General features: G+C 57.8%; 16 protein-coding genes and 1 pseudogene. 12 read left to right on the plus strand and 5 right to left on the minus strand.

All coding sequences use genetic code 11. From position 1 onward, the window contains the following. Window positions 1–20 precede the first annotated feature (20 nt). The 5 genes and pseudogenes from ACVWYQ_RS15305 to ACVWYQ_RS15325 form a co-directional block, all read right to left on the minus strand. A pseudogene (locus ACVWYQ_RS15305) lies at window positions 21–235 on the minus strand (IS66 family transposase); the annotation flags it as partial. A gap of 126 nt (window positions 236–361) precedes the next feature. Next, window positions 362–1912 (minus strand): acyl-CoA dehydrogenase family protein, encoded by a 1551-nt coding sequence (locus ACVWYQ_RS15310; RefSeq protein ID WP_456725805.1) that lies wholly within the window; start codon window positions 1910–1912, stop codon window positions 362–364. A gap of 1479 nt (window positions 1913–3391) precedes the next feature. Beyond that, window positions 3392–3598 (minus strand): cold-shock protein, encoded by a 207-nt coding sequence (locus tag ACVWYQ_RS15315; protein WP_456725806.1) that lies wholly within the window; start codon window positions 3596–3598, stop codon window positions 3392–3394. Window positions 3599–4822: 1224 nt separating this feature from the next. Then, window positions 4823–4999, minus strand: coding sequence for a hypothetical protein (locus ACVWYQ_RS15320; RefSeq protein WP_456725807.1), 177 nt, complete (start codon window positions 4997–4999; stop codon window positions 4823–4825). A gap of 725 nt (window positions 5000–5724) precedes the next feature. Continuing rightward, complete coding sequence (locus ACVWYQ_RS15325; protein WP_456725808.1) at window positions 5725–5862, minus strand: hypothetical protein; 138 nt, start codon at window positions 5860–5862, stop codon at window positions 5725–5727. Between the two features lie 101 nt (window positions 5863–5963). Here ACVWYQ_RS15325 and ACVWYQ_RS15330 point away from each other — a divergent pair, with 101 nt between their 5' ends. The 12 genes from ACVWYQ_RS15330 to ACVWYQ_RS15385 all read left to right on the plus strand — a co-directional run bounded on the left by ACVWYQ_RS15330 (window position 5964) and on the right by ACVWYQ_RS15385 (window position 20117). Continuing rightward, window positions 5964–7439: an acetyl-CoA carboxylase biotin carboxylase subunit gene (locus ACVWYQ_RS15330; protein WP_456725809.1), complete on the plus strand. Its 1476-nt coding sequence runs from the start codon at window positions 5964–5966 to the stop codon at window positions 7437–7439. Window position 7440: 1 nt separating this feature from the next. After that, the gene (locus ACVWYQ_RS15335) at window positions 7441–7944 is read left to right on the plus strand and encodes a biotin/lipoyl-containing protein (RefSeq protein WP_456725810.1); all 504 of its coding nucleotides are present in this window, start codon (window positions 7441–7443) and stop codon (window positions 7942–7944) included. Window position 7945: 1 nt separating this feature from the next. Then, window positions 7946–9553, plus strand: coding sequence for an acyl-CoA carboxylase subunit beta (locus tag ACVWYQ_RS15340; RefSeq protein ID WP_456725811.1), 1608 nt, complete (start codon window positions 7946–7948; stop codon window positions 9551–9553). Between the two features lie 548 nt (window positions 9554–10101). Next, window positions 10102–10407 carry a hypothetical protein gene (locus ACVWYQ_RS15345; RefSeq protein ID WP_456725812.1) on the plus strand — a complete coding sequence of 102 codons (306 nt, stop codon included), beginning with the start codon at window positions 10102–10104 and terminating at the stop codon, window positions 10405–10407. Window positions 10408–11362: 955 nt separating this feature from the next. Next, complete coding sequence (gene trpD, locus ACVWYQ_RS15350) at window positions 11363–12376, plus strand: anthranilate phosphoribosyltransferase (protein WP_456725813.1); 1014 nt, start codon at window positions 11363–11365, stop codon at window positions 12374–12376. Between the two features lie 14 nt (window positions 12377–12390). Beyond that, window positions 12391–13209 (plus strand): indole-3-glycerol phosphate synthase TrpC, encoded by an 819-nt coding sequence (trpC, locus tag ACVWYQ_RS15355; protein ID WP_456725814.1) that lies wholly within the window; start codon window positions 12391–12393, stop codon window positions 13207–13209. A gap of 480 nt (window positions 13210–13689) precedes the next feature. Beyond that, window positions 13690–14145, plus strand: coding sequence for a flavin reductase family protein (locus ACVWYQ_RS15360; RefSeq protein WP_456725815.1), 456 nt, complete (start codon window positions 13690–13692; stop codon window positions 14143–14145). 69 nt (window positions 14146–14214) lie between these two features. Then, window positions 14215–14514, plus strand: coding sequence for a hypothetical protein (locus tag ACVWYQ_RS15365; protein ID WP_456725816.1), 300 nt, complete (start codon window positions 14215–14217; stop codon window positions 14512–14514). Continuing rightward, the gene (locus tag ACVWYQ_RS15370) at window positions 14514–14708 is read left to right on the plus strand and encodes a hypothetical protein (RefSeq protein WP_456725817.1); all 195 of its coding nucleotides are present in this window, start codon (window positions 14514–14516) and stop codon (window positions 14706–14708) included. The genes ACVWYQ_RS15365 and ACVWYQ_RS15370 overlap by 1 nt, the downstream gene beginning before the upstream one ends. A gap of 97 nt (window positions 14709–14805) precedes the next feature. Beyond that, window positions 14806–16341 (plus strand): class I adenylate-forming enzyme family protein, encoded by a 1536-nt coding sequence (locus tag ACVWYQ_RS15375; RefSeq protein WP_456727148.1) that lies wholly within the window; start codon window positions 14806–14808, stop codon window positions 16339–16341. A 1458-nt stretch (window positions 16342–17799) separates the two neighbouring features. After that, window positions 17800–18900 (plus strand): histidinol-phosphate transaminase, encoded by a 1101-nt coding sequence (hisC, locus tag ACVWYQ_RS15380; protein WP_456725818.1) that lies wholly within the window; start codon window positions 17800–17802, stop codon window positions 18898–18900. 188 nt (window positions 18901–19088) lie between these two features. Continuing rightward, complete coding sequence (locus ACVWYQ_RS15385; RefSeq protein WP_456725819.1) at window positions 19089–20117, plus strand: LLM class flavin-dependent oxidoreductase; 1029 nt, start codon at window positions 19089–19091, stop codon at window positions 20115–20117. Window positions 20118–20905 lie beyond the last annotated feature (788 nt).

Consider the following 20905-nt stretch of genomic DNA (forward strand, 5'->3'; position numbering starts at 1 on the left):
GACGACAGGGCTTCGTTGCGGAAGCGGGCGAAGTCGTCCCAGCGCCTGAGCATGTTATTTCGTAGGCTTCAGGACCTCGGAGGAGGGCGAGAGGGTTTCGCGCCCCGCAACCACGTGCATGTGCTCAAGAAGCGGCTTGCTCTTTTCGTGGCGGACGGCCGGTCACGTCGGCGTCCCGGCCGTTGATGGTGAGCTGGATATCGAACGACGCATCGAGGTGTCTCACCGCGATTAGGTTAGGCCCTCATAGCAGCCTGCCGGAATTAGACGTGGCAGTGCATCAGGGATGCTTCGCCTTTCCGCGGTTGCATCGTCGCGCGCGGGACCACCAAGTGGAAAGACGTCCGGCATCGGCCAGATGTCAGACATACTGTACCAATCTAAGGTAATCGTCCGTGAGGACAGGTGAGCGAATCGAACAAGCCGCGTCTTCAAGGAAGGTGGTGAGAGTCCGACTAGCCCAATTGCGGACTTCGACAGATTGCCGGACCGGCGCGCGAGTGCGGAGAGTTGCAAGTTCGGAACTGACGAGGTGAGCCGCCGCTGCGGCGCAATCTGAGGCAGAGAAGCAGCCAGCAGACATGACAGCTTTTGCCAGCCCCAATGTGGTGAGCCAACCCGCATAGATCAGCACGGCACCGTCTGTCTCATTGAGCCCAGAGAGCTCCTCAATTGCAGCACCATGGACTGATGCCGCTCCAACTGATCGAAAGAGATCGGCTATTTCGTCGCGCGTGGCTTTAGAGAGGAGGCAGCGACCGAGATGCGATAGGAGCGCCTCAGTCGGACCTTCGAAGATGCGAAGGATGCGAGCGTCTCGATAGATTTTGGCTAAAGGTGCTCCCTCGTCGTAACCACGGCCACCTAACAGCTGGACGCATTGATCAGCGACAAGGCCGCACCACTCCGATGACAACACCTTCGTTGCCGACGCAAGGTGGACGTTTGGCGCGCCCTGCGCTGAAACGAGTTGGCATGATGCGGCCAGCATCGCCTTCACGACTTCCCGCCGCAGCACCATCTGTCCAAATAACTGCTCGATGTAGCTGTTCTCGATCATGCGCAGTTTACCGAGTCGGCGATGGCTTGCATAAGAGGCTGCGACCTGGATAGCGCGCTCAAGGGCTCCAAGACCCATAGCAGCCACACCGATACGGCCGCGGTTCATGCTAGATGAGGCAGCGCCCCAGCCGTCTTGATCGCGAGAGAGCACGTAAGAACGCGGCACCTCAACATCGTGGAACTCCAGGGTATTCTGAATGATGCCACGCAGACCCAGTGTGCGATGCTCGTGCGTTACCTTGAGGCCTGGAGCCTGCCTGTCAACGAGTACACCAACGAGCCGACCTTTCGCATCGGGTCCAGACGCGCGCGCAAAGCAAACGATCCAGCGAGCCCAGTCAGCGAGGCCGATCCAGATCTTGCGGCCAGAGATACGAACTTTGTCTTCGCGCATGAGCGCCGAAGCCTCTATGTGCCTCGGGGCCGAGCCAGCTCCGGGCTCCGTCAAAGCGAAAGCGCAGAGATCGCCGCGTGTTGCACCCCAAATGATATGCTTTTGTTTCGGGATGTGCGGTGCCGCTTGGATGCAGGGCAAGGCCAGGAAGTTATGGATGACGAGGGTAGAGGCAGCGGAGACATCGAAGGATGCAGTGGCAGAGATGAGGTTGATGGCCTCCTCTAGGGGAAGAGCTAATCCGCCGTGCTCTCCTGGTGTGGTGAGCCCGAACAGCCCATGCCTTGCCAATATGCTGTGTAGGGTTGGAGGGAATGCTCGGCGGTCATCCGCGTCGGCGAAATTTAGCTGACTGAGGTCAGCGATCAAATTGGAGTATAGTGCAGCTGCACGGCGTTCGGCCGTGCGTTCCTGCGCCTCCCGGAATTGGGCATAAACCTGAGTATACATGGCCATAAGGCCCACAATGAACCCGGTCGCGCTTCATGCCAATTCATCCCCGCGGCTATCTCGGTTACACATTGGTATAGTGTGGATGTAAGCCTTCTATTCGCGCTGCGCGTGGAGAAAGGCGCACAAAGGTTGTGCCGACTTCATGCGTCAGTCGAGGGTGATGTCCCCACGATGTCATTCTCATCCTGACTGGATGCGCCCGACATCGGACTCGAATTTCGCTACACGCGTGTAAACACGCAAGATAGCACCTATGCCCTTTGGGACCGGGATCTATAGTCCGAAGCAGGTCTGTTCCAGGATTGCCTGCTCTCGCTGCATCAAGCTTAATTCTGCAACTCGATTGCAGAGTCTCTGCGAACCATTACCGTCTTAGCGGGGGAAATTGCCGACCGGCTCCAGCCTAGGCAAAGTCGCCGCGCCAACATATTCGACGCGGCGCTTCGTTTAATTGCAGGCCGTTTCCATTGAAAAAGCAGCCGGATCACGTACAGCTCGGTCTCATGGAGGCGCACCGGCAACTCACCGTACAGCGTTCACAACATTCCGACGATCTTATAACTGCGACGCTCTTGAACCTTCTCGTGAAGATCGCATTTCTAACCGAGCCAACAGACTTCAAGCACGCGGAGTATCTTCAGACCGAAATCAACAGAGAGTTTGCAGAGCTTAAAGAGATTAGTGCATCGGCCAAATCCAACTGCGCACTTTCGCCGGATGATTGGCCGGTATTCCCCCGTAACCTAATAATCAGAACGTGTTGCGGCTGACTGCAACGACCCCGATGCTCAAGCGTGCATGTCTCGCGTACCCGCGCCTTCCCGGCGAGGAGCCGCCGCTAACGCGGCTCTACTAATCGATCTTTTGCCCCAGCGCAATTTTCGGCGGCCGCTGCGCGCCTCATGGTCGGCGGCACCGCAGCGCCCCCAGCGGCCGAACGCCAGCTGGTGATTTCCGGGCGATACGCCGTCCTCATTTGCGCTCCATTTCCTACGAGCCCTACTGGCAGGCTGGTGAGTTTTTCGCCCCGGAAGCGATAATCCCGAAAGAGGGCGTGGTCCGCGCGTGTACCAACCACCCAATCGCGCCGTCGAATTGGGGAAGGCACGAGCCTCCCGCACTGTGACGACAGCGCGCCAGTGAGTGTAACTTTCTTGCCCGCGAACCACCTCGCTTAGCGAGCGATGGTTTGCGAACAGGTGCGTTGTTCGAGCTTGCAGTGGGAGTTACGCGTCCCAAGCTTCGCTCGCTGGCGCCATGCTTGCACGGGCGCTGCATCTTCGCGCCGATCGCAATCAGGCTTGGGTTTTCCGGCGCCCGACTCAGAGGGATTGTCTGCAAGTCTTCGACGCCAATCACGCTCCCGCTCGCTGCCTATTATGCGGATCGCTGTTCATATTCTCGCTGCGACTTGCTACCGTAGCGCAGGCGCAATCCCTACCCATGCCGCGCGTCACCATCGAGGCCGCACGACAGCAGAGCTTAATCAGTGCGCAAGTTTTCGGCTGATGTTTTGCCATGGCGGCCGGTCACTGGTTCGTAGCTGATCTTGCGTCCTTCTGGCAGCTCGGTCAGTCCTGCTTTCTTCACCGCAGAGATGTGCACGAACACGTCAGGACCGCCTTCGTCTGGTTTGATGAATCCATAGCCTTTGATCGCATTGAACCACTTCACAGTTCCCATCGCCACTTCAGTCGCTCCTCAAAAACAACGCCTTAGTGAACATGATCGTTCGCTCGGCGTGACGGCGAGCCGATGGCTAAACACCGACGCACACTTCGTATAGCTACGTTCGCTCCATCGCAACGGAAAACCTAATTGGATCGGGATCGGGATCATAGGTACCTTTTCCCTCCGTTGTACGGATCGTCTCTGATTCAAGCCGCCGGTGTTTGAAAGCCGACGACGGCGATAACGGTCCGTCGATCGTGCGGTCAATATTCTCTTTCCATTTTCAATGTAGTGCCAACAGCCCAACCGAAACCGAACCGATCGTCGCGAGGCATGCAACATCGTTGTGGCAATCACAGCATCCTGTATGTGAAAATCGAGAAACCTGTCCTGATTTTCGGGCCGAAGTCACATTCCGCAGCCGCAGCAATTGTGCGGATCACGTCACGCAACAAGCTCGCTCACGTGAGCGACCGCTGTGTTGTGTAAACCCGAGCGTTATCCAGAGGGGCTCTCGGCTGGGATTTCGTCATGGCTGGCGGACAGTATTGCAAGCCCTGTGTCTCACTCGCAATGCAAAGAGGAGACGTGAATAGCGCAACACAAGACCCGGCCTTGATGGCGACCGCCCTGTTCGCGTGCAGAGTTCCGAAGCATCGCAGTCGCGGACCGCTTCAGATGTTTCGGTGCTTGCGGCGATCATGCTTGGCGGCACTGGTCTTCGGCGGTCTTCGCTTTTCTGCCGGGGCTCTATCATGAGGGAAAAGGCGCTGCAAGCGGCCGGACTTTGGATACGTTTGCCGCACTTACGAGTCGTACTGGGTCCTTCTCGCGCCGCAGATCGCCCTACCCGGTCCAAGCGCAGGCCAACGCGTCGCTATGCCAGCTCCGCGGGCTGTTGGGCAATCCGGCGTAAGCTTGGCTGAGACTCCAGTCCAGCGCGACAGGTGGCCAGCCAGCGCTGGCAGCACGGATCGGGCGTCTTCCGTGCACGAAGCTCGTCATGCCGGCGGCGCATTACCCAGCAAGCGATGATCAACTCATCGCTATACCGACCAATAACGCTATGGCCGCACGAGCCCCCCTTGCTCATCGGAACACTTTAGATCGCCGAGCTGCCATCGCGCCGTAGTCTGGCGCGGACATGGACGTCCTCGCCAGACCTGAAAGTCTATGCGTGCAGCTCGCCTGACACTTTTCTCGACGGCGATGAAGCGCCAGATCTAGCGATCAACACTCTGGCTAATTATCATTCCCCTGCCGCCCCTCCGCTAATCGGGCCAGCTTCTCGTATTCCTCGGCGATCTTGATGAGCCTGTCTCTGGATCTTTCGCTGTCAAGGGACGCGGCTTTCGTCCGCGTCGCTTCCGCGCGACGGCGCCAGTGTTTGGCATCGCAGAATGTTTTCTTTTCTTTCATGCAGACGAACATGCATTCGATATATCAAGAAAGTGCGACACGTGGCCTACGTAAGATCCCGTAGGTCGCGTTTCACAATGCAGCCCCATTTGTCATCGTCTGTCGATCACTTCCAAAGATGGCTTGGTATTTGGTAAGCCGCGTAGCAAGGGGTCAAGCGCCTCGAACAAGCTTTTTCGGATCCCGGGTCCGCTTGACCAACCGCTTGGACATCTCCGCGGCAACCAAGATGAGCCTCGTCTGCCGGTCTTTCAGACAATCGTCGTGAAATGTGCGAGTCTCGACATAAAGCTTGAATCGCACGTGGCGTCAGATTGTAGGGTTCTAATCAGGTGACGGCCGTGCCTGGCCATTCAACCGCTTCCGTCTAATGAGAATTGCGATGTCTCACAATCTTGCACTCACATTGCGCCCCGGTGCACCGGTTTTCTGGTTTCATGCCCCGGCGTCTGGCGAGTCTCGTCAAATGCTTCAGCCAGTGGCCGGACGCGGCTCTTCGCCAGTAGCAATCGCCGAGGAGCTTCTGCGCGCGCCTGTCAGATTTCCGACTTTAAAGACCAGGAGCTTGCGCATGTAGCGCATTTGTTTCAGCAATGCCGAGAAGAGTCATCTTCCAGCAATCATCGTGCTGCTTGCCGAGGACGCCGATCCCCAAGCCAACAAGACACAGAACAGGAGCGCGCGGTCAGTGGTTTTACCAGGTGGCCAGACGTAGCGAACTGTAATCAAGCTTCAATGGCCACCGGCGGATTGAGTGAGCTGCGCGACAGGACGTCTTGCAAATAGAGCGCCTCGAACTCGATCAGCCGGAGCCCCCCGAGTCTCTCGGCCACGTCAGCTCCGATGAAATTCAACTCTCCCAAGTGACCACTCCCCGGGCTGGCCTCCGTCGCGTCTGACGACAGCACCCCCGGCTTGCGAACGAGGCGATCGTGGGCTTGGTTTTTGACGAACGATCTGGAAAATGAAGCAGTTGCCCTTTGATACAGTTTTGATCGCCAATAGGGGCGAGATTGCTGTACGTATCATCAAGACCTTACACAAGCTCGGCCTTCGCTCTGCTATCGTATACCACGAGGTCGATGCGTGCACTCTCGCCGTCTCCATGGCCGACATCGCTATCCCCATTAGCGGGCGTACGCCCATTGCGGCTTATCTCGATATCGCCCAGATCATCGCTGCTACCCACAAAGCGCGTGCCGGCGCTCTTCATCCTGGTTACGGCTTTTTATCGGAGAATGTAGAGTTCGCCCGCGAGGTGATGAAGGCCGCCATCACGTTCGTGGGTCCAGCTCCCGAAAGCATAGCACTGATGGGCGATAAGATTCGGGCTCGCAACTTCGTCCAGCGGAACGGATTTCCGGTCGTACCTAGCGCAGTTGAAGAGGACGATCCGGGAACATTCTTAAGCCGAGCTCGAGCAGTTGGCGCGCCTTTGCTCGTCAAACCTTCGGCGGGGGGTGGTGGCAAGGGCATGCGGATTGTACGCGAACTCGTTTCGCTGGAGGACGCGATTGCACAAGCTCGCAGTGAGGCTCAACGGTACTTCGGAGACGGTCGGCTCTACGTCGAACGATACGTCGAACGCCCCCGGCATCTTGAAGTTCAGGTGCTCGGCGATACGTTTGGACACGTGGTGCATCTTTTCGAGCGCGAGTGCTCAGTCCAGCGACGATTCCAAAAGATTATCGAGGAGACGCCGTCGCCGGCGCTGTCCTCCGAGATGCGACAGCGGCTGTGCAACGCTGCGGTCGGAATCGCGCGTGCCGCCGATTATCGTAATGCTGGCACTGTCGAATTCATTTTCGACGGAGTAGACTTCTATTTTCTCGAGATGAACACGCGCTTACAGGTCGAGCATGCAGTGACGGAGATGATCACCGGCATCGATCTTGTTGCTGAACAGATCTATGCCGCCGCTGGTTACCGCCTCGGATTTGCGCAATCCGACATCGTGCAAAATGGGCATGCGATCGAAGCACGGCTGTGTGCGGAAGCGCCGGAACGCGGGTACGCCCCCACAACCGGCAGGATACTTATGCTCGATTACCCAGAAGGCGATGGCGTGCGGATCGACAGTAGCATCTTGGAAGGTCAGCGAATTACGACAGCGTTCGATCCCTTGCTCGCGAAGATTATCGTACATTCGCCCACCCGCATCGAAGCTGCGCAGAAGGCGTGTCGCGCCATACGGGAACTTGTACTTCTTGGCTGTGAAACAAACGCGAACTTCCTGGCGCGCATCCTAGCAGACGACGGATTTTTGCGCGGGCAAGTTCATACGGGATACCTGGACGAGAACCCTTCGCTTGCCGAGGGCGACTGCGCATCCGCACTCCCAGCTTTCTTGGCGGCAGCCGCTCTGCTGACAAGACCGGTCCGTGACTCGGCAGATGCCGTGCCCGAGCTTCACGCAGCGCTAGGCAGCTGGAGAAATTGAGGTGAAACACTGCTTTGAGATCGATGGCATCAGTTATCCGTTATGGCTGGTACGCTGCAAGGAGGGATATCGTCTTCGATTGGAAAATGGGGTGATTGCCTCATTAAGTTTCTCACGCCAAGGGGAGGGTCGCGGTACTCTCACCATCGCGGGCGAACGCGAGCCAGTCAGGTTCGTCATCGATGGTGAGACAATCCATTTGCATATGCGCGGACTGACGCGCAGTTTGCGTTATCGTGATCCGATGCGAGCTCTCGCTTCGGCAAGCCGGGAAGCCAATCATCTGATGGCTCGCGCGCCAATTCCAGGGATCGTGGTTTCGATCACCATTTCGCCTGGGCAATCCGTGTCCACCGGCACGGCCTTGATGACCATCGAGAGCATGAAATTGGAAACCACTATACGCGCTCCAAAGGACGGCGTTGTCAGCCGCATTCACTTCAAAGAAGGTGAAAGCTTCGAGCGTGACGCTTTGCTGGTTAGCCTTTCAGAGGAAGGAATCTAGAATGCAGAGGATCGCCTCTCTGGTAGACCCAAGATCGGAAGCGTTTCGGCTCAACGAACTTCACAATAAGCAGCTTGCAACCGAATTGAAGGCACTCCAGCATGCCATCCGCTTCGACCGGCCGGCGCGAGAAATCGAGCGGCTGCGGCAGCAGAACAAGATGTTTGTTCGTGATCGGATCGAGGCCTTGCTTGATCCTGATACGCCGTTCCTGGAGCTTTCGACATTAGCTGGCAACAGGGCGTACGACGGTGAGGTGCCGGGTGCGGCCCAAGTCGTCGGTCTAGGAATCGTTGCCGGCCGCGAGATCATCGTTCATGCGGATGATCCGAGTGTGAAAGGCGGGGCTTGGTATCCGCATTCGGTCAAGAAGATCGTGCGAGCTTTGGACATTGCGATCGAGAATCGCCTGCCCGTGGTTCATTTGTGTGACTGCGCCGGCGGCTTCCTACCGATGCAAGCGGAGTTCTTTGCAGACAAGTATCATGCCGGACGAATCTTTCGGAACCAGTCCATACTTTCGAAGATGGGAGTGCCGCAGGTCGCGATCGCTATGGGTCATTGCACCGCAGGAGGCGCCTACGTTCCGGCACTCAGTGACTACAACATTATCGTCGAGGGCACGGGAGCGATTTTTCTCGGCGGCCCTCCGGTCGTCAAGGCTGCCACTGGCGCGGTAGTTTCCGCCGAAGAGCTTGGCGGCGGTCGCGTGCACACCAGCGTGTCGGGGACGTGCGACTATCTCGCAAGGTCCGAGGCACATGCAATTGCGATCGCTCGGGACATCGTCGCTCGTTTCGATCAACCCGCGAAGACCCTTATCAATCGAGCCGCTTCGGAGCCTCCAGCCTACGACGCATCAGAACTTTACGGCATCCTTCCAAGGGATCCACGCGTGCAGCTAGACATGCGAGAGATCATCGCTCGTCTGGTCGATGGCAGTCGATTCCATGAGTACCAAGGGTGTTATGGCGAAACTCTGGTGTGTGGCTTTGCACAGCTCCATGGCTATCAAATCGGTGTCCTGGCCAACAATGGCGTGCTCCTGAGCGAAAGCGCACTGAAAGGTGCACATTTCATTCAGCTGTGCGACAAGAACCGAACACCCCTTGTCTTCCTGCAGAATGTCACCGGCTTCATGGTTGGCCGAGATTACGAAAGGCGCGGCATAACGAAGGATGGCGCAAAGTTGATAATGGCCGTCGCTGGAGCCTCTGTGCCCAAATTCACGCTCGTTTGTAACAGCTCCCACGGAGCCGGTACCTACGCCATGGCAGGACGGGCTTTCGATCCACGCTTTTTGTTTTCATGGCCGCAGTCTCAAATCTCAGCAATGGGCGCCGAACAAGCGGTGGGCGTGCTCACACATGTCAAGGCAAAACAACTGGCGCGCCACGGTAGACGCCTTTCGGACGAGGAGCTGGCGGCCATTCGCCAGCCCATTGTGGAAGAGTATCGAGAGCGCTCGAACGCCTACTATGCGACCTCCGAGATATGGGACGACGGAATTCTTGATCCGGTGGACACGAGGACTGCTCTTGCGATCGTTCTTAGCGCCTCACTGAACGCGCCGATCGAGGCACCCCATTACGGCGTCTTCAGAATGTAGCGGTGGGTACCAGAGATCAAGATCAGATGAAGGAAAAGCCACGGTGTTCCTCCGCTACATCAGAGCCGGCGTGCCATTCCCGTTCCAAAACGGGCTCATCCAAAGCACCGCGCTATCGGCACTCAAGAATGAGGACCTCGCGTCATGGAAAGTTTGAAACACCGTCGGGGTAACACTTGGATCGCGAGCTACCGTTACGGGCCACACATCGCCTTGCGCTCGGCTCGAGGACAGGAGCGAACACTCCCTTGGCTTACGGGAGGATGGCAGATCCCGTTTAATGACAATAATTCAACCGAACGTGGATCGACCTTTCTTAGCGCCGGTCCTTGACACTCCCTCCTACTTGCCTTGTTCGCGCTGGTTACTCACGCATCAAATTGGGAGACACGGCTTTCTCCGTCCGTTGGATTCCTACCGCGCTCGTCTCGATCGTGTTGTTCGTTCCTGGACCTGCAAGGTGGTTGTTCAATCTCAGCGCTTTCGCGGACGTAGAGCAGCTAAGCAGTCGTCCAGCTGACCGCCACATCTTGCGAAGTTCAGCCGTCATGGAATCCACGTCTATGCTGTGCCCGAAATGCCACGCAGATAAATGGTGCCAGGGCGCCTTGCACGATCCCTGGACTGGCCGGCCGGTGATCGCCTGTAGTGCTTGCGGCGAGTATGCCGATTACGACTGCGCGTCGCGCAACAAAGCGCTTGCGCTCATCGCCGGCGTGCTATCGGTTGACCTGAGTGAAGAGCACCAGGGCAGCCCGCGAGTGGTTGCAGGCAAGATCTTGGATGCTCTCGAGAAGGCCGGCCTGACGATCGCTCGCACGGAGACAATCTTGACACGTCTTTGGCGCAGTTAGGTCCCCTGCCCCCATCAGGCAGCGTTCTGCCCCGATGGACGCTGACCTCCAGCCGTCGCGCATGATGGCTCTTGCCATGTCCAGACCAGGATCGTCATTAGGCGCGCCGCGCTGCGGTACGAGTGAAAATGACGCGATGGCGGGATGTCGCGGCTCGGCACGGCTAATTCGCGTCATCTCAAAGGCAGCGCAAATGCCGACACCGTCGAATTTGCAAGCGTGGTTTGGCGAACCAAACGATTGCACCGGCACTCCAAGTTGAAACCAGGGTTCACCTCCGCAAGACGATCTAGCGCTTCTCGTTCTCACCTTGACGCAAAGCCCAACCTTTGTGCGCTCTGGCGCTATTCTCGGAAAGATCGCCATCGTACGACGATATTCCGGTACAGCCGATAGCCGCTTCGTCCGCGACGCCTAATTCTTCTACTTGCCCGTGGTTGGCGTCGGCAGCTGCATTGTTGGTTTGCGAATGTGAACGATCCTCCGGCAGAATAGACCGCTGAACGGCATCGCAGGACTTGAACCGCACGTTGCGTCAGGTCGTAGCCTGAGGGTGATCGTGACGCTAACCTCAAACCAGAGCGCCGACAGTGCCAGCGCGATTGCGCGCATAAGAGCCGCATAGAGGAAGAACCCTTGGGCATCGAACTAATAGCCTTGACACCGACAGACCGCGAGCACCGGCGCACTCTCATGAGCCAGGCACCGGGCGGTACGCCGCGCAACACACCGGAACGGACGCAGCCGAAAGCGTCACCTTGCCTGCGGGTTCGACGAGCTGCAGCAAGAACGAAAAGAAACGCCGCGAACAGATATCGCAGCCTGGCTTTCCGAGCGCATGTTCGGCTTTAGCCGATGAGATGAAGAGCTGACAACTCTCTGCGTGCACCCGACTGCCCAGATCACCCATCAACTTTCGCGACCAGCAGCAACCAAGGTACGGCTCGCAATCACCATGGATTCACTTAAGTCTATCATTGGGAAAGTCGCCACCGGCGCCGGGCTGACCCGCGAAGAAGCGGCGTCAGCGTTCGAGATAATCATGTCCGGCGAGGCCACGCCTTCACAAATCGGCGGTCTGCTGATGGCGCTCCGGGTGCGGGGCGAAACCGTAGAGGAGATCACCGGAGCGGTTTCGGCCATGCGCAGCAAAATGCTGCGGGTGAGCGCGCCCGCTCAGGCGATCGACATTGTCGGGACGGGAGGAGATGGTTCCGGTTCGGTGAACGTGTCGACCTGTGCCGCTTTCATCGTCGCAGGCGCCGGTATACCGGTTGCAAAACATTGCAATGGAGCAGCCTCCTCGCGCTCAGGCGCTGCCGATGTCCTCGCATCGCTCGGCGTAAAGCTCGATCTCGATCCTGACCACGTTGGTCGCTGTGTGCGCGAAGCTGGTATTGGATTTATGTATGCGCCCGTGCATCATCCCGTGATGAAGCACGTCCGCTCGACACGGGTGGAGCTTGCGACCCGCACGATCTTCAATATGGTGGGCCCGCTGGCCAATCCGGCAGGGATCACGCGGCAGCTGGTTGGAGTTTTTTCGCGCCGCTGGGTGCAGCCTTTCGCGCAAGTGCTGAAGGCTCTTGGCGCTGAGTCGGCGTGGGTGGTGCATGGTTCGGACGGGCTCGACGAGATCACTCTTACCGGCTCGACTTTTGTCGCCGCACTTGACGAGGGCTGTATCCGCACATTCCAAGTGACGCCGGAGGAAGCAGGCCTCACCCGCTGTAGCGAAGAAGACCTAAGGGGCGGCGATGCTGAGGCCAGTGCAGTCGCGCTACAAGGCGTGCTGGACGGCAAACCGAGTCCGTATCGCGACATCGCGACTTTCAACGCGGCCGCGGCGCTGGTTATCGCCGGCCACGCCAAGACCCTAAAGGAGGGCGTCGCCATTGGACAGCAATCGATCGATACGGGCGCTGCAGCGGCACGACTGAAACGTCTGATTGACGTGTCAAACGCATGACAGCGGGATAGCCAATGTCTGACTTTCTACGCAGGATCGAGACCTATAAGCGCGAAGAGATTGTCTACGCCAAGCGAGCGGTGCCGCTATCGGAGATCGAGGCGCTCGCACGGCGTGCTCCGGCGCCACGCGGATTTGTCAGCGCGGTTCGCGGCAAGCATATTGCGGGCGAGTACGCACTTATCGCCGAGATAAAAAGGGCTTCTCCCTCCAGAGGCCTCATTCGCTCCGACTTCGACCCGTCTTTGCTGGCGAAGGGCTTTGAGGCCGGTGGAGCGGCCTGCCTCTCAGTCCTGACGGATGGGAAGTCCTTTCAGGGACATCTCGATTTCATGACGGCAGCGCGAGCTGCAACAAGTCTGCCGATACTGCGCAAGGACTTCATTTTCGATACCTATCAGGTCGTCGAGGCGCGCGCCTATGGATCTGATTGCATCCTGATCATCATGGCAGCTCTCGACGACGGCGCTGCCCGCGAGATCGAAGCCGCCGCACACACATATGGTATGGACGTCCTAATTGAGGTCCATGGTCGAGAGGAGCTAGACCGCGCGCTAACACTTCGTTCGCCACTGATTGGCATCAACAATCGGAACTTGCGTACTTTCGTTACGACGCTAGCGACCACCGAAAGGCTGGCGCCGCTGGTTCCTGGAGACCGTCTAACTGTCTCCGAAAGCGGCATCTTTTCGAATGCTGATCTACACAGGCTCTCACGGGCTGGCGTCTCAACCTTTCTCGTCGGCGAGAGTCTGATGCGGCAGTCCGATGTCACGGCGGCAACCCTTGCGCTGGTATCACGCGAGCCTGCCGTTAAGCCCGGAACGCATTGATGGCGCGCAGACTGTTTCGCTCCGGCTTCATCATCTCCGGCTTCCGTTCGGCAAGACGGTCATCGGCCTTTTGGTGGCAATCTGCTCGACTCGGGACTCCATGAGTTGCCGGCTGTCGCGACGCGCCCTGGCCGATATGCATCGTCCAACCCACCTTGTCACAGATCACCCAATGATGAATCACACTGATTGCATGGTTCACACCATTAACCGGCAACCTCGAGCAACGGTGGTGCCTGCGCCAATTGCGGGTTCTTTGGAGCCGAGTTACGGTCGCAGACTCACCGTACCGATAGCAGCTGGCGCGCGGCTGTCGAGGGCGAACCGGGCCGGGTTTGAGACCCCTCGCGCGCCGATGCAGTCTCCCGCAGCGCAGTTGAAGAGGATGAAGAATGACTTCATAGGCGCGCCATGACTTGGCACTTGCCTTCGCCTCTAGGCGATATTCCGTCCGTCGACGCGAACGAATTTCGCCAAGCCATGCGGAATCTAGCGAGCGGTGTAGCCATTGTGGCTTCGGGTACAGGGCCCGACCGACGAGGGCTAACGGTCAGTTCTATCACCTCGCTCAGCCTGGAGCCCCCCTGTTTACTGGTCTGTATTGGTACGAGTTCCGAGACTTACACTGCCATACTCGCCAACGGCGGCTTTGGCGTCAGCCTTCTTGCCAGGGATCAGCAAGACCTTGCACTACGTTTCGCCGGCCGAGTCGGTGCCAAAGGCGTTCATCGTTTTGAGGAAGCCTCTTGGGATGAAGGCCTGATGGGCATACCGGTCCTATCAAGCGCAATCTGCGTGCTCGAATGCGTCTTGCATCACCATCAAATGGTTGGCACGCACGGAATCTTTGTTGGGCGAATCGTCGCGGCGCGAACGAGAGAGGGCCAGCCGCTGGTAAACTTCAGGGGCGCGCTCCGAACGTTGACCGAGTGCTGAGTACTATTTCGGCCGCACAGAACCACTCCCATCAATGACGGCCTGGCCGATCTTCCCACACACATCGCAATGATCATCGAGTACTCACCTAAACGTGGCCTACACCTGCGGGATCCCTTCGATTTCGATAAGCTTAAGCTCGCGTTCAACGCCGAAGCCACTGTTGGATCGCCTTCCTTAAGAGGGATTGTGATCGTGGACCGGGATAATGCACTGGTGCCTATTGATCTTATTCCTGTTTTGCCGGGCCGGCCGGACGACAAATCCTGGGAAACGTCCTACCGAAAGATGATCGCATCGGCTGCCGCGCTTAACTGGATCGATGTCGACGCAAACGCAATTCGCGTGCACATCGAGAGGACATTCTGATGATGAACAACGATTTCCGTACCGAGGCAGCCTATCCGGTAGACGTCGTTCCTACGGTTGCCGCAGGTATTCTGTCGCGAGCGGTCATTGGGGAGCAAAGAGAGCGGCCTAGTGGCGGTACAAACGGGATCCTCGACGGGCTCGCCGTCGCGGCCCGGCGATCGCCCGGAAGCCGCTCGTCAATCGAGCAATGAGAGCGCAATCGAGCCCTCGAAGCACGATCGGAATCTCACATTTTGAGCGCGTCGGAACGAAGACGATGTCAACGTCAAAAGGAGCGGGCGACTGATGATTAATCTTAGCACACTGATCGAGCGCAGCGCGGCGTTTGAAGGCGACAAAGCGGCAATCCATTTCGAGGGGACGACTTTGAGCTATGTCGCTTTCCTCCGTCGTATCGAACAGGCCGCGCGCGCTTTGAAAACCCGGCTCGGCGTCGAGAGAGGGGACCGCATTGCGATCCTCAGCTTGAACCGGCCCGATTATCTGGTTCTGCTGTATGCTTGCGCGCGACTCGGCGCAATTCTCGTGCCATTGAACTGGCGGCTTGCGATCGCGGAGCAGCTCTTCATCCTGTCCGATGCTGGTATCAAAGTCCTCGTGCTAGAACAGGCCTTCCACGGAATTCTGCCGACGGTGGCGGAGGAGTTGCCCTTTGCGGCCATTGTCGGACTCGACTTTGATCCCGTCGGCGGAAGCAAGTGGTGTGAGCTGCTCGAGGAAGCGCGCGGTGATGATTCCAACGCGTATGTCGATCTGTCCTGTCCACTCCTGATCGTCTATACGTCGGGGACTACAGGACGACCCAAGGGCGCTGTGCTGCGCCAGGAAGCGTTGTTTTGGAATGGCGTCATGAGTCGGCACATGCATGAGCTCAGCCCGACCGACCATATCCTATCCGTGTTGCCGTTGTTTCACGTCGGCGGCCTCAACATTCTGACCACGCCCGCCTTGCATTACGGCGCGACAGTTACGCTCCACAGCCGGTTTACGCCAGAAGCAACCCTTGCAGCGTTTGAGCGCGATCGGCCCACGTTAACCGTACTGGTGCCAGCTACGATCCAAGCTCTGGCCGATCATCCCCGATGGCCGAGGGTCGACGTATGCTCCCTGAAGGCCATCTCCACGGGTTCAACCATGGTGCCGCGGCACGTTATCGGACAATTGGCCGAACGCGGGATAACCGTGCTGCAGGTTTATGGCTCCACGGAAACCAGTCCTATTGCTCTCTATACAAGGCTACGCGGCGATCTCACGCGCGATGGCTCGACCGGACGAGCCGGCGTATGCTGCGAAGCGGCAATCACGAATGATGCCGGCGATAAGCTACCGCCCGGCACTGCGGGCGAGATTGCGGTACGCGGGCCCAATCTCTTCTGCGAATATTGGAACAACCAACACGCAACCCGCGAGGTTTTGCGCAACGGCTGGTATTATACTGGCGACATCGGACGAAGCGACGCGGATGGATATTTTTGGGTGCTCGATCGCAAGAAGAATATGATCATTTCCGGCGGAGAAAACATTTACCCGGCGGAGGTGGAGCGTGTGCTTACGGAGCATCCGGATGTCGCGGAATGCGCCGTTGTCGGCCGGCCCGATCCTCGTTGGGACGAAGTGCCGGTCGCCTACGTGGTCAAGCAGCCTGGAGCTCGGATTGAGGCGGACGTGCTGATCGAATATGTGAGAACGCGGCTCGCACGCTTCAAGGCGCCACGCGAGATCATCTTTACTGACGAGTTGCCCCGAACGGAGTTGGGCAAAATCCAGCATTTCAAGTTGAAGGACCTCGATGCCCGCTCGGGCAATCACACCGAGGCAAATTGATTGTCTAGGATTGGGCGCCACCGGTCAGTATCTACCTGGCGGGCCCGATCGGCCGCGACTCAAACCGTTATGACCCCGCGTCTGGCGTAGCGGGACACAAGATCGCGATATTCGGTTCGGATCTGATTGGCCGATGACGGCTCGACAGTGGAACGCCCTGGAAGCTCGCCTTTGATCTGCGGTCGCCACCCGCCGTTTCTGTCCTGAGATCAACACGCTGAGCTTTTAATCGGGCGGTACGTAGCCGCGATGGCCTTTGTCGCGGACCGCGCGCTCGATGGTATTTGATCAGCACCTCCATCTGGAGGATGACGGTTGCAAGTGTCGCCGTCAAAGCTATTGCACGGCTTCGCTTTCACATTGGCTACGAACTGCCCGTCCTGACGTGCGCCGATGGCGACCCAGAACTTGACGCCGAACTCGTACAATCGCTGTGCTCTGCTCCTTCTGACGGAGCCCACCTCCGGCTCGTGCAACGAGTAGACCTTCGGTGGGGCTCTGCTCAAGAACGCTTCGCGCTCGCGGCAGCCTCGCTCGAACGCTTTCGACCCTGTGGAGGCTAGTAAATCAGCGCTAGGGGCTTGAATCGCACGTGGCGTCACATTGTACGGTCTAAGACAACGAGGCGGTGGCGCAAGACCGGACGAACTCCGGCTAAGCCGCGGCTTGGGTCGCAGAGGCGCCACTTCGGCACTTCTCGACAAGAGGTGTCGGTGGAGCGGATGAGTCGTCGACCACCAGGATAATCGCCCACAAACTGCTCGGGCGCAAAGGATCGAGGAATGTACTGGACAGCGAGACGATGATCGATATGGCTCCAGTCTCTGGACGAGAGACTTCGCCGGACAAGCCATGCGGATCCGCTCGTCCGCGGCTGATACTCATTGATTCTGCCGGTAACAGGCTCCGCCTGCTCGTAACAAGCTGCCTTAGTCAAGCATCATTGTGCCGGACTGCTGGTACCGCGGCAGGAACGAGAAGGTTGACTGCGAGGTCTGCGCAACATCTGGAGCAACAAATGTCAGCTTTTCGCAAGTACCCATTCAGCTGACTGCCCTGTTCAGAGCAACGCATGGTCATCGTAGACAGCCGACGAGGATCAGCATTGCTTCCAGCTAGTCAACTGAAGAGCGCGTCACTCGTTGAAGAACTCGACCTCAGGATCCTTTCAGGAACCTGTCTGATGCGGGAACACATCGGTACGCTCAATCCTTGCCGAGCTCAAGACAACGGACAGCGAACGTGTCTCGACAGTCCAGATCAATTGAGAGTGTCGCCTCTGCTTACAACATTGGAGATAACTCGCCCGCCCAGGTGAATTCAGCCGACCTTTGCCGGCCCTGACCCGATGCGCGACCCCAACTGAGGCTGCTTAGTTCAAACACTCCAGCCGCCAGCTAGCCGCGCTTGCGGCGCCTCTCGCGCAAACACCTCTACCGATGGAAACGGGAAACAATCATGACGGACGCAAAATTACGAGATCTGTTGTCGTCGCTTACTCCGATGGCTCGCGAATTGGACGCTCTCCCGGCTGGCCGGCCAGCCCCGGATGATAGTTACGTGAAGCTAAATACGAATGAGAATCCATTTCCGTTGCCAAGCATCGTGATGCGAAGTGCAATTGCAGCCCTAGAGCGGCACTACCTGTATCCTGAGAATGACAATGTCAGCCTGAGGGAAGCAGCGGCCGCTGCCTATGGCATGTCCGCAGATCACGTCATGGCTGGTAATGGATCATCTGAACTTCTTAGCCTAATTTATAGAGCTTTTCTTGCTCCGGGTGACAGCGTCGCGATGATCTCTCCAGGGTTTTCGTTCAACCGCAAGCTTGCCATGTTGCAAGGGGCACAGTTTCTTGAAGTCCGCTGCAACGAACTTGGCCGCCTGCCGATCGATGACTTGCTGTTCGGCCCTGCTAAACATGCCAAGTTCATTCTGTTAGCTAATCCGAACAATCCAACGGGCGCCTTCGTGCCGGTAGCTGAGATCGAGCGCCTCCTAGCGCAATGTAACCGATTAGTCGTGCTGGACGAGGCCTATATCGATTTCGCACCTGAGAGCGGACTGCATCTGGTGAATCGTCATTCGAATGTTCTGGTGTTGCGTACGTTCTCCAAGAGCTACGCAGCTGCGGGCATTCGCGTTGGCTTCGCGTTCGGCCATCCCGAGCTGATCGGGAGGCTTCGGAACATCCAGAATGTGTTCAACATGAATGTGGTTGGTCATGCCGTCGGCATGAGCATCCTTCAGCATCGTCGCGCTTATGACGAGAACCATAGCCACATCAAGCATGAACGGCAGCGAGTTTCGGGCGCGCTCTCCGACTTCGGGTTCTCTGTAATGCCCTCGCACGCGAATTTTCTGCTCGCCCGTGTGCCTTCGGGTCAGGACGGCAGATGGTGGCATAGCGCTTTGGAAAGTCAGAAAGTCCTTGTCGCCTCCTTTCCGGATGACGGCCTGGAAGATTGCATTCGCGTTAGCATCGGCACGAGAGAGCACATGGACGCTTTTCTTACAGCCGTCGGCACGGTCCGTCGGGGAGCAGACCGCTCTTCTTGATGACCGACCACTCATCCGAGCGTCTGGCACGTGCGACGGACGATTTTGGGGCGTGCTTCGCTCTGGATCCATAGAGTTATCGCCGCAGGCGATGAATACCGGCCTGCATCATAAGCAACGCATTCCGTTTAGGGCCGCTACGGCGTTTGACAGTCAGCGGACCTCAACTTCTCGCTGGAGATAATCGAGTGACTAACATCCTTTCTTCAAATCTAACTTGCGGCATCTTCGATCATTTTGATGAGGATGGGCGCAATATCGCCGAACAATACGCGGACCGTCTGGTCTTGGCCGAGGCCTACGATCGGCTCGGTTTCTACGCGTATCATCTTGCTGAGCATCACTGTACACCACATGGACGAAGCCCCTCGCCGAACTTGTTTCTGTCCAGCGTCATACAGCGCACCCGGCGGCTTCGTGTCGGTCAATTGGTCATGCTGCTTAACCTCTATCACCCCTTGCGTGCGTTCGAGGAGATCTGCATGTTGGATCACTTGAGTAATGGCAGACTTGAAGTGGGTATTGGTCGTGGCTCCCTCCCGATGGAGCTGACTTATTTCGGGGTGGATGCGGAAGTGGCTTCTAGTCGTTACGAAGAAGCTTCCCAAATACTTGTTAATGCGATGAATGGCGGCCTTCTAAACTATCGGGGGCAGCATTTTGTTCTCGACGGTGTTCCTTTGACCCTTTCGCCTCACCAGCGTCCGCACCCCCCGACATGGGTCGCCACAAATCGGCCAGAGTCAGCCAGTTGGGCGGCGGCCAATGGCGCAAACCTTGCGTGTGTGGGGCCGTCCTCTGTTGTTCGCAAAGTCACCGACGTGTTTCGCGCCCATGGAAACACCAAGCGTCCCGCCGACGGTAGGGACCTGTTTATTGCTTTGCTCCGCATGATCGTGATTGGACGTTCTGAGGCAGAGGCCCATTCGCTCGCCGCACCTGCTTACGAACGCTGGCTCAGCAGCTTTAAGTTCCTTTACGAGTTGAACAACATATCACTGCCGGGCAACCTTCCCCCGACCTTCGAGGCCGCAATCGAAAGTGAACTGTGCGTCGTAGGAACGCGGGCTTCTGTACGGCAGACCGTTCTTAATCATCTGGAGGAGGCCGGCGCGAACTATCTTCTTTGTCAGCCCGCATTTGGAAATCTATCAGTCGATGCAGCCGTTAGTACCGCAGCTGCGATCCATTCTGAATTCATCGCGCCAGACCGGTGACTGGTTTCGATGTCCACTCAACTGGAACCTTTGGTGTGGGATACTTGACGAAATACAGGTGCTACTTACCGAGAGCGCTCCATGCATTCGCCAAGCCGTTCAGTCGGACCGGTAACGACAGATCGGTGAGATGTTTGTGGATCACGCGAGCCGCGTGAGGTCAGCGCGAGACCAACACGTAAAGATCCCGCATATTCTCGCGCCGGACCAAAATGATTGAGCCAGCCTGCGCCTGCATGCTGGCAATTCGGGCCCGACCGGATTATCGTGGGGCCTGCGGCGCGTTGAAGACGAGGCCGATATTTGAGCGTATCACCTGATATCGGCCTCTTCGTCATCCGCATGTAGTGGAGTTCACGCACTACTTCGAACGCCCACTCTCTGCAAGTGGACGCCGCGACCAGGATCGATCTCGCTGAGCTCGACGATAACTCCGCCGAGAAAAGCGCTCGCTCCATGTCTTGCTTAGTCGATCCTCCGTTTTCCTTGAAGGCTGATCACGTCGCATTTGCGATAAGGCCTGAGGGCTGGATGAGGCCGGTGTCTTGTGTACAGTCGCACAATCCTCTTCCTCTCCGTTCACCGGCCGTGTGAAGCCCATGCTCTCATAGAATGCGACGAGCCTCTCGGCGACGGCCGAAAGAAGAGATACCTCGACCACCGCCCCGGCGCTCGCGCTTCGCGGTCCGGGGCAGCCAGAAGCCGCCTCTCAGGTTGAGCCGAGCGATAGCGTGGATCAACCCGAGACTCCTGCAGGATGGGCCTGAAGCCCCGACAGCGGTGACTTG

It is taken from the genome of Bradyrhizobium sp. USDA 3397 (assembly GCF_054060965.1).

Excerpts from the sequence above, each read along its gene's own strand:
- ACVWYQ_RS15345 (WP_456725812.1), top strand. The coding sequence starts at position 10,102 with ATGGAATCCACGTCTATGCTGTGCCCGAAATGCCACGCAGATAAATGG.
- ACVWYQ_RS15370 (WP_456725817.1), top strand. The coding sequence starts at position 14,514 with ATGATGAACAACGATTTCCGTACCGAGGCAGCCTATCCGGTAGACGTC.
- hisC (WP_456725818.1), top strand. The coding sequence starts at position 17,800 with ATGACGGACGCAAAATTACGAGATCTGTTGTCGTCGCTTACTCCGATG.
- ACVWYQ_RS15360 (WP_456725815.1), top strand. The coding sequence starts at position 13,690 with ATGCGGAATCTAGCGAGCGGTGTAGCCATTGTGGCTTCGGGTACAGGG.
- trpC (WP_456725814.1), top strand. The coding sequence starts at position 12,391 with ATGTCTGACTTTCTACGCAGGATCGAGACCTATAAGCGCGAAGAGATT.
- ACVWYQ_RS15310 (WP_456725805.1), bottom strand. The coding sequence starts at position 1,912 with ATGGCCATGTATACTCAGGTTTATGCCCAATTCCGGGAGGCGCAGGAA.
- trpD (WP_456725813.1), top strand. The coding sequence starts at position 11,363 with ATGGATTCACTTAAGTCTATCATTGGGAAAGTCGCCACCGGCGCCGGG.
- ACVWYQ_RS15340 (WP_456725811.1), top strand. The coding sequence starts at position 7,946 with ATGCAGAGGATCGCCTCTCTGGTAGACCCAAGATCGGAAGCGTTTCGG.
- ACVWYQ_RS15365 (WP_456725816.1), top strand. The coding sequence starts at position 14,215 with ATGATCATCGAGTACTCACCTAAACGTGGCCTACACCTGCGGGATCCC.
- ACVWYQ_RS15330 (WP_456725809.1), top strand. The coding sequence starts at position 5,964 with ATGAAGCAGTTGCCCTTTGATACAGTTTTGATCGCCAATAGGGGCGAG.
- ACVWYQ_RS15320 (WP_456725807.1), bottom strand. The coding sequence starts at position 4,999 with ATGAAAGAAAAGAAAACATTCTGCGATGCCAAACACTGGCGCCGTCGC.